The 14,923-nt window shown below is 55.2% G+C and carries 15 protein-coding genes; 7 read left to right on the top strand and 8 right to left on the bottom strand.

What is annotated here, in order from left to right; genetic code table 11:
• The 3 genes from IPM58_15550 to IPM58_15540 form a co-directional block, all read right to left on the bottom strand.
• On the bottom strand, positions 1 to 266 hold a 266-nt coding region (locus IPM58_15550; protein ID MBK9308457.1), incomplete at its 3' end, for a DNA topoisomerase VI subunit B.
• Positions 267 to 509: 243 nt separating this feature from the next.
• Positions 510 to 2,753 carry a hypothetical protein gene (locus IPM58_15545; protein MBK9308456.1) on the bottom strand — a complete coding sequence of 748 codons (2,244 nt, stop codon included), beginning with the start codon at positions 2,751 to 2,753 and terminating at the stop codon, positions 510 to 512.
• 108 nt (positions 2,754 to 2,861) lie between these two features.
• The gene (locus IPM58_15540; GenBank protein MBK9308455.1) at positions 2,862 to 3,356 is read right to left on the bottom strand and encodes a DUF4124 domain-containing protein; all 495 of its coding nucleotides are present in this window, start codon (positions 3,354 to 3,356) and stop codon (positions 2,862 to 2,864) included.
• 459 nt (positions 3,357 to 3,815) lie between these two features.
• Here IPM58_15540 and IPM58_15535 point away from each other — a divergent pair, with 459 nt between their 5' ends.
• A complete protein-coding gene (locus IPM58_15535) occupies positions 3,816 to 4,328 on the top strand; it encodes a pyridoxamine 5'-phosphate oxidase family protein (protein MBK9308454.1) in 513 nt (170 codons plus the stop codon).
• Between the two features lie 91 nt (positions 4,329 to 4,419).
• Here the strand turns inward: IPM58_15535 and IPM58_15530 are convergent, their stop codons facing one another.
• The 5 genes from IPM58_15530 to IPM58_15510 all read right to left on the bottom strand — a co-directional run bounded on the left by IPM58_15530 (position 4,420) and on the right by IPM58_15510 (position 7,183).
• Positions 4,420 to 4,752 carry a hypothetical protein gene (locus tag IPM58_15530; GenBank protein ID MBK9308453.1) on the bottom strand — a complete coding sequence of 111 codons (333 nt, stop codon included), beginning with the start codon at positions 4,750 to 4,752 and terminating at the stop codon, positions 4,420 to 4,422.
• 211 nt (positions 4,753 to 4,963) lie between these two features.
• Positions 4,964 to 5,602 (bottom strand): hypothetical protein, encoded by a 639-nt coding sequence (locus IPM58_15525; GenBank protein ID MBK9308452.1) that lies wholly within the window; start codon positions 5,600 to 5,602, stop codon positions 4,964 to 4,966.
• Positions 5,603 to 5,893: 291 nt separating this feature from the next.
• Positions 5,894 to 6,235 (bottom strand): hypothetical protein, encoded by a 342-nt coding sequence (locus tag IPM58_15520; GenBank protein MBK9308451.1) that lies wholly within the window; start codon positions 6,233 to 6,235, stop codon positions 5,894 to 5,896.
• A 397-nt stretch (positions 6,236 to 6,632) separates the two neighbouring features.
• Positions 6,633 to 6,848 (bottom strand): hypothetical protein, encoded by a 216-nt coding sequence (locus IPM58_15515; protein ID MBK9308450.1) that lies wholly within the window; start codon positions 6,846 to 6,848, stop codon positions 6,633 to 6,635.
• A complete protein-coding gene (locus IPM58_15510; protein MBK9308449.1) occupies positions 6,845 to 7,183 on the bottom strand; it encodes a PilZ domain-containing protein in 339 nt (112 codons plus the stop codon). The genes IPM58_15515 and IPM58_15510 overlap by 4 nt, the downstream gene beginning before the upstream one ends.
• 107 nt (positions 7,184 to 7,290) lie before the next feature.
• Here IPM58_15510 and lnt point away from each other — a divergent pair, with 107 nt between their 5' ends.
• From lnt to traF, 6 genes are all read left to right on the top strand, one after another.
• Positions 7,291 to 8,907 (top strand): apolipoprotein N-acyltransferase, encoded by a 1,617-nt coding sequence (lnt, locus tag IPM58_15505; protein MBK9308448.1) that lies wholly within the window; start codon positions 7,291 to 7,293, stop codon positions 8,905 to 8,907.
• Between the two features lie 17 nt (positions 8,908 to 8,924).
• Positions 8,925 to 10,071, top strand: a protein-coding gene (gene prfB, locus IPM58_15500) for a peptide chain release factor 2 (protein ID MBK9308447.1) whose coding sequence is annotated in 2 segments (ribosomal slippage) — positions 8,925 to 8,990 and positions 8,992 to 10,071 — 1,146 coding nt in all. Because the reading frame shifts where the segments join, the coding sequence is not laid out codon by codon here.
• A gap of 18 nt (positions 10,072 to 10,089) precedes the next feature.
• The gene (lysS, locus tag IPM58_15495) at positions 10,090 to 11,574 is read left to right on the top strand and encodes a lysine--tRNA ligase (GenBank protein MBK9308446.1); all 1,485 of its coding nucleotides are present in this window, start codon (positions 10,090 to 10,092) and stop codon (positions 11,572 to 11,574) included.
• A 2-nt stretch (positions 11,575 to 11,576) separates the two neighbouring features.
• Positions 11,577 to 12,854 carry a lipoprotein-releasing ABC transporter permease subunit gene (locus tag IPM58_15490; protein ID MBK9308445.1) on the top strand — a complete coding sequence of 426 codons (1,278 nt, stop codon included), beginning with the start codon at positions 11,577 to 11,579 and terminating at the stop codon, positions 12,852 to 12,854.
• Between the two features lie 69 nt (positions 12,855 to 12,923).
• Positions 12,924 to 13,586: an ABC transporter ATP-binding protein gene (locus tag IPM58_15485; GenBank protein MBK9308444.1), complete on the top strand. Its 663-nt coding sequence runs from the start codon at positions 12,924 to 12,926 to the stop codon at positions 13,584 to 13,586.
• Between the two features lie 180 nt (positions 13,587 to 13,766).
• Positions 13,767 to 14,912, top strand: a complete 1,146-nt coding sequence (gene traF, locus IPM58_15480; protein ID MBK9308443.1) for a conjugal transfer protein TraF — start codon at positions 13,767 to 13,769, stop codon at positions 14,910 to 14,912.
• Positions 14,913 to 14,923 lie beyond the last annotated feature (11 nt).

The raw sequence follows: 14,923 nt of genomic DNA, 5'->3' as shown, positions 1-14,923 counted from the left end.
TGACGAACGATACCCGGTCCATTGTCGGTCACCGTGACGCGAAACCGATTCGCCTGGCTCGGCGCCACCGGTTCCCCATTCGACACCACCTCGAGGTTGACCGTGACATCAGGAAGAATCCCGGCTTCTTCACAGGCATCAAGCGCGTTATCGACCGCCTCTTTCACACAGGTCAGCAGCGCCTTGCGTGGATTGTCGAAGCCAAGCAGATGCCGGTTCTTCGTGAAAAATTCCGAAACTGAGATTTCCCGCTGCCGCGCCCCCATCTCAACCGCAGTGACCCGCTCTGCCGGTTTGGCGACGGTTGGCTTCTTTGGGGCTGGTTCAGGATTGGCTCGAGGAGCGGAAGATGTCGAATCAGGACCTGATGCGGTGTCTTTCTTTTTTCCCATTCACCCTCTCATCAAACAATCGTTGTTTGTTTGGTACCATAAAACTTTCCAGGAAACAATGGGACCAAATGGTGAACGAGGAAAACAAAGAAAGACCTAGACGTGTCCCAAGTCGCTTTAGTGGGTCACGGAGGGATCTCGCAGGTAGTGCGCCGGCTCCATCGTCTCGACCGACCAGACAAGCACTTTTCGGTCGAGCGTGCCGACGATCACATATTGTCCGTCACTCGTCCAATGCAGATGATAGGGGGTTTTCACGTGGAAGGTTTTTCGCTTGACCTGAGATTTAAGATCCCAGACGGCAAGACGTTCTCCAACCCGAGTGGCCACCCATCGATGCAATGGGTCAACAGCCATCGAAGCCCCCAATGCGACCGTCGGTCCTTTTTCAAGGACTTGGGTATCCTGTTCGGTAAAGGTGTCCAAACTGGCCATAACTTTGTTTCGAGCAGTATCCCACAGGGCAAGTGTCAACGTGTTTGGTTCGCGAGCCTGCATCGTCGTCGCAACAAACGGACGATTCCATCCGAGTCCGGACCAGACCGTAGGCAGTCCGACCGGCTCTTCTACCGGGTGCCATGTCGAAATATCCCAGACAACACGACCGGTCCGAGATGTCGCAAGCAAGTAATGACTTCCGTCCAGCAAGCTCAGAGTCTCCACGACGTCCCCTGGAGGCGCCCGCTTCCTGAGACAATTTTTCGGATCACAGGTAAGGGAGTAGCCGGTATGGACCAGCTCCTTGATGATCGCTCTGGTGACCACATCCACCACGAGGACTTTCGGTTGCTTGCCGGCAATGACCAGAAATCGGTTGCCGGCAAGAAACTGTATGGCGTTGATCTGTCCCTGTCCGCTCGCATACGATGGAAACTCCTTCCAGCTCCGCGTGTCCCACAGCCGTATTTCTCCTTGGGTCGTCCCTGCAGCCAGAATCGCTCCGTCGGCGCTGAACGTCAGGGCGCTTGCCGGCGCAGGCAGAACCAGCTGACGCAGAAGCATTCCCTGTCCTGGTTCCCAAATTTTGAGCAAGCTGTCATCACTACTGGTGACAAGCAAATTAGTGCTAGGTGAAGTTACCAGTGCGCGCAACGCACGCGCGTGTACGAATGCCGGGCCGGTTTCGGAAGGTGCCGGGGCGAGACGCTTTGCGGACAACTCAGCATCAATAATCGGTGGTGTGGGCCGCTTGGCCAACACCTTTGCCTGAGGCTGAGTAGGATCCAACACCAGCTCCGGCGAGCGGGTCTCTACATCCCACAGCGAGATGTGGCCGTCCATATCCGCATTCAGGCCACCCGTGAGCCCAAGCATGATCTTCGATCCGGTCGGCGACCATTTCAACAACGAGATGCGCGGATTCCTGTTTCGGCAATCGTGGCCACAGAGATTCGATAGCATGGCGCCGGTGCGCAGATCCCAGATCTGTATCGTACCGAGTTGTGCAGACTGTCCAACCAAATAGTCACCATCGCTCGAAACATCAACAGCGGCAGGATTCATAGAGAACGGCTCGTCTCGCGGTTGATCGAGATTGGTGAGGTTGGTCGAGGACACCAACTCGCCCGTGTCGGAGTCAAATAACACATACCTCTTCGTTCCATAACCTGCCACCAGTCGGTGGCTATCGAGCGAAAATCGATGAAGGGTGAGAGGCTCGCTTCCTCCCCCAGCAGTCGTCACCGTGGCTCGTCCCCGGATCGATGCCGCTACCGGGTCGATGAGCAGGACCGTGTTGCCAACACTAGCGGCCAACACCGACCTATCCGGCGCGAATAAGAGATCGAACGGTTTCCCACCTTTGATGCTCATATCACGAATCGTCGTGCCCATAAGGTCATGCACGCGAATCGCGCCCCCCTGGGCAACAGCCAGCAACATCGCGTCAGGCGACGCGACCACCGACTGGGTCTCTGCCTTGGTATCCAACGGAATATGCTTGAGCGGGATCAACTTCTTCCCGATTTGCCAAACCGACACCGCCTCGTTTCCGTGACGGAGCACCATCCGATCAGTCTGATGCGAATAGGCGAGCAAGGTGTAGGGTCGGCGTGATTCCTGTGGGACCGACGCCACGACTGCTTGGGCCTTCCAATCGTATAGGACGACGTCGTGCTTCACACACAGCACCCACCCATCTTGTTTCAGTAGCGCAACCTGGTGACAAGAGGCGAGCGGCATTTTGGCGACGAGCGCCTTGGATTCAAGATCCCAGAGGACCAGGTCGTCCATCTGAATCAACAGGAAACGCCCATCCTCTGAGAACGCCGTAGGAATATGTGACTGCTCAGCCTCCGCCTGCCGGATCGATGGACTAAGCAGAAGGATAACCGCGAGTGACAGGATTTTCAGCCGGCTCATATGCGGATTCCTACGATTCACCTGCGATTCTTTTCTGGAGTCCCAGGTGTAATCAACCTCCTGGTGACTCGCACGAAGTTCGCCAAACCCTCTGTGCCTTGCAGCTATTTATGGTAGTGTGAGTCGCCGCTTGCCCGACGACTCCTCGACGCCGGTCGAGCCTTTTCCCGTCGGGAGCACATCCACGAAATGCTCGAGACCTCGTTCATCCTTCCAGCGTTCGACCGGTACTTTGGCAATCACTTGGGAATCATCGAATGTTTGCCAGGCACTTGTGAGTGTTGCGAGATTCGGACTGAGCCCCTCCGAGCTCGATTGAGTGGCTTCAGCGTTGGTCGATGAAGATCGTGCCGATTGTTCCGGGAACGGACGAACCTCCGATTGAGAATGCTCCGGTGCCGATGGACTCCGTGTCGCTTTCATCGGCTGAGCGGAGCGAGGATTGGACTTCAACGAGGAGCCTGGTTTTTTCTGCAGCTCAGAAGGCGGTGCGTCAGTAATATGGAGCTGTCCTTGTTTATCTGCCCACTTATACAGCTCCGCCGAGCCAATCATCGGCCAGAGAAAGAAGCCAGTGATCACGCTCAGGGTGAAGAATTTCATGTTGCCGATTCGCCTTGGTGCTGGGTGATGTCTCTACTGACCAAAAGTATAGCAGGTGGTCGTATTTGTGCCTGGCGACACAACGCGCAGCGCGCTGTTTGGTCAAAACCTCAGAGCAGGTGAGGAAATTGGGCAGGGAGCTGAACATTAAGGTGGGAGGAGCACGCACCTAACCGAGGACGATTAGGTACGGCGGAGATCTTGGGAGGACTTTAGGCTTCCCAGTACAAGCTGGTCCTGCACACCATCCTCACGCTCGATCGCCTTATGAACCATATTCCCTCGGGGCGTTAACTCCTCCCACTCACGTACGATAGGCTTCATCCCAAGGTGAGTCAAGAGCTACGGACAATTTGCTTCGTCGACTTTCCTCATATAGCCATTGACGGAAACGAATGGTATGGTGTTGCCAAGCATTGATTCTCGTGTGTCTGGCAAACTCGATAAGAGGCTTCGCCCATGGCAACCGCATTGACCAGTGAGAACGTCCAGGACGCATGGTCGGCCCTCACGGAAGACGTGCGCACAGCCGTGCTTCTGACGCTACGAAATGGTCGGCCGTTTGGCTCACACGTGCCTTATATATTCGGATCAGATTGGACGCGAGCCTATCTGCATCTCAGTCGACTGGCATTGCATACTCAACATTTGATGACAGACCCCCGTGTATCGCTGTTCATCGCCGAACCGGACGGACCAGAGAAAAACCCGCTCGCGTTGAGACGCATGAATCTTCAGGGTGAGGCAGCGATACTTTCGCCGGAGGCGCCATCGTACGGCAGCATCAAGGAGGACTATCTGGCTCGGTTCCCACAAGCTGAGATGATGTTTGGATTTGGTGACTTTGCGCTCTGGGAATTACGGCTCAAAGACGCCCACTTCGTGCTCGGCTTCGGTCAAGCCTTTGTCTCAGCAGCTACTAATCCAGCCAGATGGGTACATCAAAAAGTGGAACGGGTGTCGCCCTCATAATCTTGATGACATACTAACCGGCGTGACAACCACTCAGAACAGCCGTCTCAAGTTGTCGTAAGAATCGCTTCCAAGCAAGACGAGGATATGGTCAAGCGTCAGGGCTGACAAAGTAGAGGGCCTCAACGAATGTCCGATACTGCCGAAAGTCGATGGAGCCGTTATGCGCCGGTAACGGCGAGCGCGGCGCGATGAACTGGATCAAACTGCGGAACTCGGTATACCACCGACAGGCCTCGTCGTACGCCTCCCGCCCGCTGGGGTGTTGTACTAGAGTGGATTCATCCAACTGATCGTTGAACAACACTTCCAGCCATAAGATGGCGCGGTGGCGTGGATGGGTCAACGCCTCCTCGAGCGAGGTACAACCAGTGTAGGCCGGCAACAGTTTCAGCGGCGCAGGGTGAACGACTGGGTAGCTTATGAAAGGTATTTGAGCAGAACAGGCTAAAAAACGAGAGAAGGCTCAGTCGGTCTTGGAGGTGGTTCTGAACGGCAACGCAAAGACTTCATTCAGATCGCTGAAAGCACCTCCCGGGAGTAGTTCAAGGATTGCCTGTCCAGGCGGGATCGGGCAGCTGTGTGCCGTCAAGCCTTACGCCCATTTTTCAACGATTATTCCCCCCTCTCTCTCCTCATCGGCTAAATTGAGGTATCCATGGAAATCCAGATGGTTGTGGCGGCAACTTTCGCACAGGAAATTCGGAGTCAGGAGCTAGAAGGTGGATGGAGCCATCGGCTTCGATCTGATACCGATATTCATTCCTGGAACTCCCTCGTTGTTCGTAGTTAGAGGGGGGTTCAACCACATCATATGACCACGACCTATTTTTCGTACGAATACGAAATGACTTATGATATTTGCGCCTCCAGAAAGCGTATGCCATAGGTTGAGGCACTCTCGCCATTAACCCCTCTTCCACAACAGTGGGTTCGTCGTTACCAAGAAAGATGATGATCTCGCCGCCGGTATTGTTATAGAGAATCATATCGGGGGCTAAACAATCCACACCACATTGAAGCCTCCAAATGGTCCAAAAGAAGAAGCCGAACACGAGGAGGTTCATAAAAACGGCCATAAAAATGCCACTATATTTATCTTCGTCGCCGATGACCCTGAACTCACTTTGACGATCCACGACCAGAGGTGGCTCCGCTTGTTTGGACAGTTTCTGCCAGTTCATAAGCTGCCGTGTCGTCAGATTGTCGTAATAGACTTGATCAGGCGTCTGGCCGTCAAGCGCCTGATGCGGTCGGGTCTGGTTGTAGAACATCAGATATTGCGTAAGCCGCTGTGCGCAGCCCCAACCGTCTCGTAGGCGTCAAATACACTCCTCGTAAGATACTTTGAATCGTTCCACGAATACATATCCCGCCAACCGCCTTTGCCGTCCCTTGATCTGAGTCCCTTGGTCTTTCAAGAGCCCCGTGAACTCCTGGCTGGTGAACTGACACCCCTTGGTCGGTGTTGAAGATCTCGGGACAGCCATACGCGTGATCGTCTCTGCGGCCTGATAAAGTCCGTGGTCAACGTACCGCCAGGCTAACACCCGGCGACGACCCAGTCAAACGGCAAATGAGCCATCCATTGGAATTTGATATCGGCCGCCAGCGTGATTGGACGTGTCGTGAGATGCGGAGGAGATACGGTAGATGGTTGGCCGGTGCCGCCGATCAGATGCGGTTTCCGTACAACGCTCAATCCCATCGCGTATGAGCGTGGCCACCTGGCGCGTCCAATGGCTGGTTCTCCTGCGCAAGAGATCGCGCAACATCGCGCTTCGGCAAACGGATAGTAATGCAGCTCGTCGTCGCATCAACGCCAGCGTCGTCTGAACCGGCGTCGGCTGGTTAGGCGGTCGAGCGGGCCAGTTCAGTGCATTCGCGATGGTGCGTGCGTCGATCATCGCTTTGCGCTCGGCAAGCCGACCTGATGAGCCCTTCTAAAAAATCATTCTCCGCGCCAGTTGCCCGATCTTCCATGAAGGGCTAGTCCTCTTCGATTGAACCCGGCTCACTTACACTTCTGCTTCCATTCGGTATCTGCGTGGGTGGACACTGGTGCTCCGCCAATTCGCCCAGCGTCTAAACGATTGGCACAGCAACGACCTGCCCCTCGATCCGGGCCCCTATCGTTTGTTGATTTACGATGTCTTCGGCTTTCAACTTGGTACTGGGATCCGACTTCATACAGCGCTCAAAACGATTGGCGCTGTAACTTAAGGGCTGGAGACTTATTGGTACTAGAGAAAAGCGATATGAGGTCAGGAACAGTTTCGCGAGATACCTACTGTGGCGGAGACGCTACTTGTCTTTGGTTCGACAAAGTAGGCCGAAGGAGCTGCCGAGGGCAAGGCCGCCGAGGAAGGTGAGACCGAGGATGACACCAAGTAGCGATGCCGGTGGCCCTGCTTGGCGGCGGATATAGCGGCGGGCTTGGGAACCGACCGTCGCTTCACCCCCCATCCAACTCCGCGGGTCGTCATTCTGAGGTTCGTTCTGAGTGCTCACCAGTTTCATGTCTCTTTCCCTTCATCCAGCGCAATGCATTCGTCGATCAACGCTTCCAACTCGTCCCGATCCTGTTGCTGCACATCCAGGAATCTGACACCAAACGTCCGATCGACACTCCACTGAACCTGCGCCTGCTCGATCACGATGGGAACGTCATCACCCGGCATCAAGAGCTTCACGACAATCAGCTTTCCCGGTTCAACACTCAGCGAACTCTCGATTCTGGCGCCCCCCAGGGAAAGGTCAGTAGCCTTTCCCTCCACCTCGTGCGAGTTGGCCCGAAGCAGGCTCTTGACCTGCGTTGACACTCGACGATGCCGCCGCCGCTCCATACGAATCAAGAATACCCTATCTTTACCCCCAAAAGCACCTAGGAAGCGGCTCAAGTCACTGATTGTTCAGCCGTTCTCTTGCAAGTCGGCGAATCTTTTCGCTAAGGTACGGCACGATGGATGGAGCTCGTTCGCGCCAAATAATCTTTGCCTGCGCGAGTGGGCTGCTGTTACCCCTCTGTTTTCCAAAGTTTGACCTGGGGTTACTGGCCTGGGTTGCACTCATTCCGCTCCATCTCGCGCTCGATCAATGTTCCAAACCGCGGGCATTTTGGATCGGCTGGCTCAGCGGAGTCATCGGCTTTACCGGCCTCATGGCCTGGGTGGTCACGGCTATGACTACCTATGGCAAGGTGCCGGAGCCAATCAGTTACGCCATTCTGTTACTACTCACCACCTACCTGGGACTGTATGTCGGACTCTATAGCTTTGCGTTTGTCTGGCTCCGCGAGCTCATCCCACGATACGGCATTTTCTTCGCGCCCTGTTTCTGGGTCGCGCTCGAATTCCTCCGAACCTACCTTCTCTCAGGCCTTCCCTGGTGTCTCTTGGGCTATTCTCAATACCGTGAGCTGGACTTGATTCAGGTGGCGGATCTGACCGGTGTCTACGGAGTGTCCTTTTTAGTGGTCTTGGTGAATGTGGCTGTGGCCGAGCTGATTGTGTGGCTCATGCCGTTTTTCCGCGGCTTTCATCCGGTTAAGCTTCCCTGGGAACTCCTCACAACCGCCGCGGCCTGTATGGTGCTCTCCTGGTTCTACAGTTCGGCAGTCCTCAGCGATAGAACCTCCCAACAGACACACCCCTCCATCACAGTGGGTGTCGTCCAGCCGAACATCGATCAAGCCGTGAAGTGGGATACGTCGTTTCGCGAAGAAACGATGCGTCGCCTGGACCGCTTGACTGGACAGCTGAGCACCGATACCGATTTGATCGTCTGGCCGGAGGCCGCAACCCCGTTCATCTTGGAACGGGAAAAGGACTATCAGCTCGAACTGATCTCGTGGGCGGAACGCGCTCAAGCCCCGCTCCTGCTCGGGAGTCCGGCCCTACGGTTTTACCCTGATCGCAGACCATACCTCCTAAACAGCGCCTACCTCCTGGGCACCGACGGGACCATCCTCGGCCGGTATGACAAGCACCATCTCGTCCCCTTCGGAGAATATATCCCCCTCAAGTCATCGCTCTTGTTCTTTCTCGACAAACTGGTCGAAGGCATCGGCGACTTTGAGCCCGGTCCGGGATCCAACACCCTGTCGTTCAGTCCCAAGTCATTGAGACACGACAAGGCCGGCACCCCCCGGTCCGTGAAGTTCGGCGTCGCCATCTGCTACGAAGTTATTTTCCCGGACCTCGTCCGCCAATTTGCCGCAAACGGGGCCGAATTTCTGGTCACGATTACGAATGACGGATGGTTTGGTCCCTCTTCAGCACCGGCGCAGCACTTTGCGATGGTTGTCTTTCGGGCAGTCGAAAATCACCTGGCCTTTGCGCGGGCCGCCAACACCGGAATTTCAGGATTCGTCGATCCGTTCGGACAGATCACGCAGGCCACGCCGATTTTTACAGAACTGGCCTTGCAGGCAACGATCCCCATCAAATATTCCCGCACATTTTACAGCTACTATGGCGATGTGTTTGCCCACGCTTGTGTTATAATCTGCGGACTTTTGTGCCTGTTCGGGTATTTCCGCACGAAGGAACCAGCCCTAACGATTATCACGCCGGCATGACGGAAGGAGGACGTTCCATGTTAGAGGAGGTAGAAGCTCGCGTTCGTACGCTCACCGCGCAAGTTTCGGAATTACGGGGGCATCTTTGACTTCGCTCACATGACCGCCGAATTGGAAGAACTTGAGGCCCAGATGGGCCAGCCGCATTTTTGGAACGACACCCGCACCGCGGCGGTGGTAAGCCGAAAAAAGGCAACCCTCGACCGTGAACTCCAGCAGTGGCGTGAAATTGAATCCAAGATGGACGATTTGGGCGCCCTGTTGGAACTTGCACGTGAGAGCCGCGACGCAGGGCTCGAGACCGAATTGGTGAGTGAGCTGAATCAGCTAGAACCTCGCCTTGCCACCCTGCGGCTGGAACTACTCCTCTCAGGCGATTTGGACCCGAATAATGCCATCCTGGCGATTCATCCCGGCGCGGGCGGCACGGAGTCTCAAGATTGGGCACAGATGCTCCTCAGAATGTACGTGAGATGGGCGGAGCAGAAGAAGTTCAAGGTGGAAACGTTGGACCTCTTACCCGGCGATGAAGCGGGCATTAAGAGCGTGACGGTTTCGATCACCGGTCCGTATGCCTATGGCTACCTCAAGGCCGAAGCCGGGGTCCATCGCTTGGTGCGCATTTCTCCGTTCGACTCCAACAAGCGGCGACACACATCGTTCGCGTCCGTCTTCGTGTATCCGGAGCTGAGCGAAGATATTGATGTCGTGGTCGAAGATAAAGATCTCCGGATCGATACCTTTCGGGCCGGCGGCGCCGGAGGGCAGAACGTCAATAAGGTTGAGACCGCTATCCGCATCACACACTTGGCGAGCGGTATCGTTGTCCAATGTCAGAACGAGCGGTCCCAGCTTCAGAATCGAAACGGGGCTATGAAAATCTTGAAGGCTCGCCTCTTCGAACTGGAACAGAAGAAGAAGGAGGCAGAGTTCAACGCCATCGTCGGGGAGAAGAAGGACATCGCATGGGGCAGTCAAATACGCTCCTATGTGTTTCAACCCTACCAGATGGTGAAGGATCACCGAACGGGCCATCAAGTCAGCAACGTGTCATCCGTCATGGACGGCGATCTCGACAGGTTCATCGAAGCGTTTTTGAAGAGGAAGCTCGGAAAGGGAAGTGAGCAACTCTCCCCCGTCGGGGGAGAAGAAGATGACCTCTAGTCACCACTCGGCAATACCATGGACGAACTGAACGAGCAGCGACAACAGCGGATTAAGAAACTCGACCTGCTTCGAGAGGCCGGCGTCGCCCCTTACGGCCCCCGATTCGAAGTCAGAGATCGAGCGGGCGAATTGCTCAGGCTACATGGCGAGAAGCTCAAGGAAACCCTAGAGCAGGAGAAGGTCTCCTGTACCTTCGCCGGAAGGGTTGTTGCGTTGCGGCGTTTTGGGAAAGCCGGGTTTGCGGTCCTGCAAGATGGGGCTGACCGCCTTCAGGTATATCTCAAGAAGGACCTGCTGTCCGAACAGGCCTATGCCGTGGTGGAGCAGCTTGATCTCGGTGATTGGATCGGTGTCACAGGGACATTGTTCCGTACGAAGACAAATGAATTCACGGTTGAGGTTCATCGGCTGACGTTTCTCAGTAAGGCCCTCCGCCCGCTTCCGGAGAAGTGGCATGGCCTGACGGATGTCGAAACCAGGTATCGACAGCGCTATGTCGACCTGATCGCCAATCCGCAAATCCACCAGATCTTTTCGACCAGGAGCCGTATCATTGCCGGCATCCGAGCCTATCTGATCGAACGTGGGTTTCTTGAGGTCGAGACCCCCATGATGCATCCGATTCCCGGAGGCGCCACGGCCAAGCCGTTCGTCACGCACCATAATGCGCTCGGCGTGGATCTCTACCTGCGCATCGCGCCGGAACTCTATCTCAAGCGCTTGATCGTCGGAGGGTTCCCACGCGTGTTTGAGATTAATCGGAACTTCAGAAACGAAGGCATTTCGACGATCCATAACCCCGAGTTCACGATGCTGGAGTTCTATGTCTCGTACGCAGACTACCAGGACTTGATCGCACTCACTGAAGAGTTGATCTCTAGTCTGTCTCAGCACATTCTCGGCAAGACGGTCATTACCTATCAAGGAAAGGACATTGTCCTCACGCCTCCGTGGCGACGATGGTCCTATCACCAGGCCATTCTCGAGGTGAACAGCCTTGAGCCGTCGGTGCTGCAGGATCGAGAACAGGCATTAGCAGCCGCTAAGCGGCTGAACATCTCGGTGGACTCCAAGGCCTCTTTATTCACCATCGTGAACGAGATTTTTGAGGAAACGGTCGAGCCGAATTTACAGCAGCCGACGTTCATTACCGATTATCCCATCGAGATTTCTCCGCTCGCCAGGCGGAAGGATGCTGACCCAACCTTGACCGACCGGTTCGAGCTCTATATCGCCGGAAGGGAGATTGCCAACGCCTTTTCAGAGTTGAACGATCCGTTGGACCAACGCGAACGATTTGAAGGCCAGGCTGCCCAGCGTGAGGCAGGAGACGAGGAAGCCCATCTCGTCGACGAGGACTTCCTTCGCGCTTTGGAGTACGGAATGCCTCCAACCGCCGGAGAAGGAATCGGTATCGACCGGTTGATCATGCTGTTTACCGATCAGGCCTCGATCCGTGACGTAGTCCTCTTTCCTCAGCTCCGACCGGAGAAAGCCTAAGCGTGGCCCTTCCATACGAAATCTTCGTCGGGCTCCGCTACCTGCGTGCCAAGCGTCGCAACCGGACGATCTCGCTGAACACATTCGTCTCAATCGCCGGCATCACACTGGGGGTCGCAGCGCTCATCGGCACGGTCGGGATTATGACCGGCTTCCGGGAGGATATTCAGAGCAAGATTCTCGGCACGACAGCCCATATCATCGTCCAAGAACGCATGAAAGAAAACATGACCGATTACGATGGTCTGGCCGACAAAATTCAGACGATGCCCGATGTCGTGGCCGCCACACCTTTCGTACTCCGGCAAGTATTGTTGACCGCTCAGTCGGGCGTGCAGGGAATTGTCCTCAGGGGGATCGACCCCAAACGAGAAGCCAACGTGACCGAACTCTCACATAACATTACATCCGGTCAATTACTCGATCTTCTTACACCCGCCAAAGTGTTGCAAGCTCCGGCCGATGATCCTCAAGGAAACCTTCGTCCCGTGGAAAAACCCGGCATTATTCTTGGCAAAGAGCTCGCGCTCAGATTGGGCGTATTTGTCGGTGATACGGTCAACGTGGTCTCGCCCGTCGGCCCGATCAGCGCGATGGGCATGGTGCCAAAAATCCGAACTTTTGCGGTCGTCGCGCTCTTCCATTCCGGCATGTATGAATACGATTCTTCGCTGGCGTATATCGAGCTCAGCGAGGCTCAAAAATTTTTCAATATGAATGGAAGCGTATCTGGAATCGAAGTCAAGGTGACCGATGTGTTCCAAGCTGCAGAGACTGCTCGTGGGATCGAACAAGAACTCGGCTTCAGCCATGGTGCAAGAGACTGGATGCAAATGAACCGGAATCTCTTCTCCGCCTTGAAGCTGGAGAAGACGATGATGTTTCTGCTGCTCGTCCTGATCACGATTGTGGCCTCATTCAATATCGTCAGCACTCTCACCATGATCGTCACGGAGAAGCAAAAAGAAATCGCGATCTTGAAGGCTATGGGCGCGACCAAGCGCAGCATCCGACGCATTTTCATGCTGAACGGATTGATCATCGGGTTCACCGGGACGGCCATCGGCATTCCATTAGGCTATACCTTCCTCTGGCTGATTCAGACGTTCTGGACGTTCGATCCAACGGTGTACTATATCTCGACCATTCCCGTGCACGTCTTGGCAGAAGATGTGTTACTGGTGGCCGGCTCTGCCATTCTGATCAGTTTTGTCGCCACCGTGTACCCGGCCAATCAAGCCGCAAAGCTCGAGCCGGTTGCTGCCTTGCGCTATGAATAGAGAAGACGGACGGAGACATATTCTTCTTCAAACAATTCGAGTCTCAGCCCTCAGAACTCACACCTGAGCATGATTAAAGCGATCAACCTTCACAAATCGTTTTCGATGGGGTCCTCTGAACTGCCCGTCATCAAGGGGATCAATCTTGAGATTCAGCGCGGCGAGTTGGTGGCCATCGTGGGGGCATCGGGCGCCGGCAAAAGCACCCTGCTTCATATTATTGGGACCCTTGATAAACCCACCAGCGGGACCGTCACGTTCGATGGGCAGGACCTATTCCGCATGACGGACACTCAGCAGGCGGAGTTCCGCAATCGACGGATCGGGTTCGTGTTTCAGTTTCATCACTTGCTTGCCGAGTTCACGGCGCTGGAAAACGCCTGCATGCCGGCGCTCGTCCAACGTCGAGAGCCTACCTCGGTTCAGGCCGACGCCACAGCACTTCTCACGGAAGTCGGATTAGGGCATCGCCTCCATCACAAGCCCGGCGAGCTCTCCGGGGGTGAACAACAGCGAGTCGCCATGGCCCGTGCGTTAATACAGAATCCGGACCTCGTCTTGGCCGACGAACCAACCGGCAATCTTGATAGCCAGAGCGGGGAAGGGTTGTTCGGACTGATGCGCACCTTGAACAAAACACGCGGAACGACGTTCGTGATCGTGACCCATAACGATAAACTCTCCGCTCAATCCGACCGCATCATTCACATGCAGGACGGGCAGATCGCCTGAGTTGAGCGGACCTCTTTATCACCTCCCCCTTAGACTTACCTGTTCCCGATGTGGTGAGGCGGCTTGCGGTCTCTTGTCGTGCGTCAGACCGTCGTGGAATGAGTCGGAACGGCTGCAATCCTTGACGAACAACCGTTCCTTCTCTAGACTCGCTACGTTAGCTCTGTCCAAGGATTTGACATGCGCTGGTCGCCATCGATTCGCATAGCCGTATTGCTGGCTACCTCAGCGCTACCGTCTCAGGTATCCGCTGCAGAATTTGTCATCTCAGGTCCACGTGCCATGGGCATGGGCGGCGCCGGCGTTGCCGTTACCACAAATGCCCTTGCGACGTATTGGAATCCCGCCGGATTGGCCATGACCCAGACCGTGGATATCCGTGCCCAAGGAGGGGGACTGGCAATCGATCGCCTTGGTTTGGGCGATGCGCTGAACGACCTGGAAAAATTCAACACCAGTGACACCTCTTCGATCAATCTCGCCAAGGCTCAAGATATCGCCGATCGTATCAATCAACCGGGAGCGGCAATCTCGGTCAATGGATCCGCCGGCTTATATGTAAAAGGACACCTGGGTGAACATGCGTTTGGATTCAACCTCTCAGACGTCGCGACCGGCGGCGGATTTGTCTCGACACCGGTGCAGGCAACCCAACCAGGCGGACTCGGCACGCCCATCAGCGTCGCGGGCCAGATGGCCCTGCGCGGTCTCGAGGCCAGGCAATTGGCATTTTCCTATGCTTATGCCTTTTCAGATAAAACGTTTGCGATCGGAATTACCGCGAAGGTTATTCAGGGCGCGTCATACAATGGTTCGACCGACCTCCAGAGCGGAAGCGGTGTCAGCACGACCGATCACTTCGGCAAACCGACCATCTCTACTACCTATGGCATCGATATCGGAGCCATCTATCGCCCCTCGTCGTTGATCAGGTTTGGGATCGTCGCGAAGGATATCAATACACCGACATTCGATGCTGCGGGTGGTGAGGAGTTAAAATTGGATCCGCAAGTCCGGGCAGGTGTCGCAATGAACCCCTACTCATCCTTGACCCTTACAGCTGATGTGGATGTCACGTCGAACAAAACTTTTGTGCCTGGCGTGAAAAGTCAGCTCTTGAGCTTGGGACTTGAGCAAACGATCTTGTCTGAATTTCTATCGTTCAGAATCGGAACGTTCAAAAATATGCAGGACGCGTCCACCCCTTTCGTCCCAACTGCAGGGTTAGGCTTACGGTGGTTTATGTTTCGCGCCGATGCCGGGGGAGGATATGACTTCCGCGAAAAAGGCGCCTTAGTTTCTGCTTCCATTTCTTTCACTTTCTGATGGTATACTAG

Source organism: Nitrospira sp. (assembly GCA_016715825.1).
In the GTDB taxonomy this organism is placed as follows: domain Bacteria; phylum Nitrospirota; class Nitrospiria; order Nitrospirales; family Nitrospiraceae; genus Nitrospira_D.
This window is presented reverse-complemented; position numbering and strand designations above follow the sequence as displayed.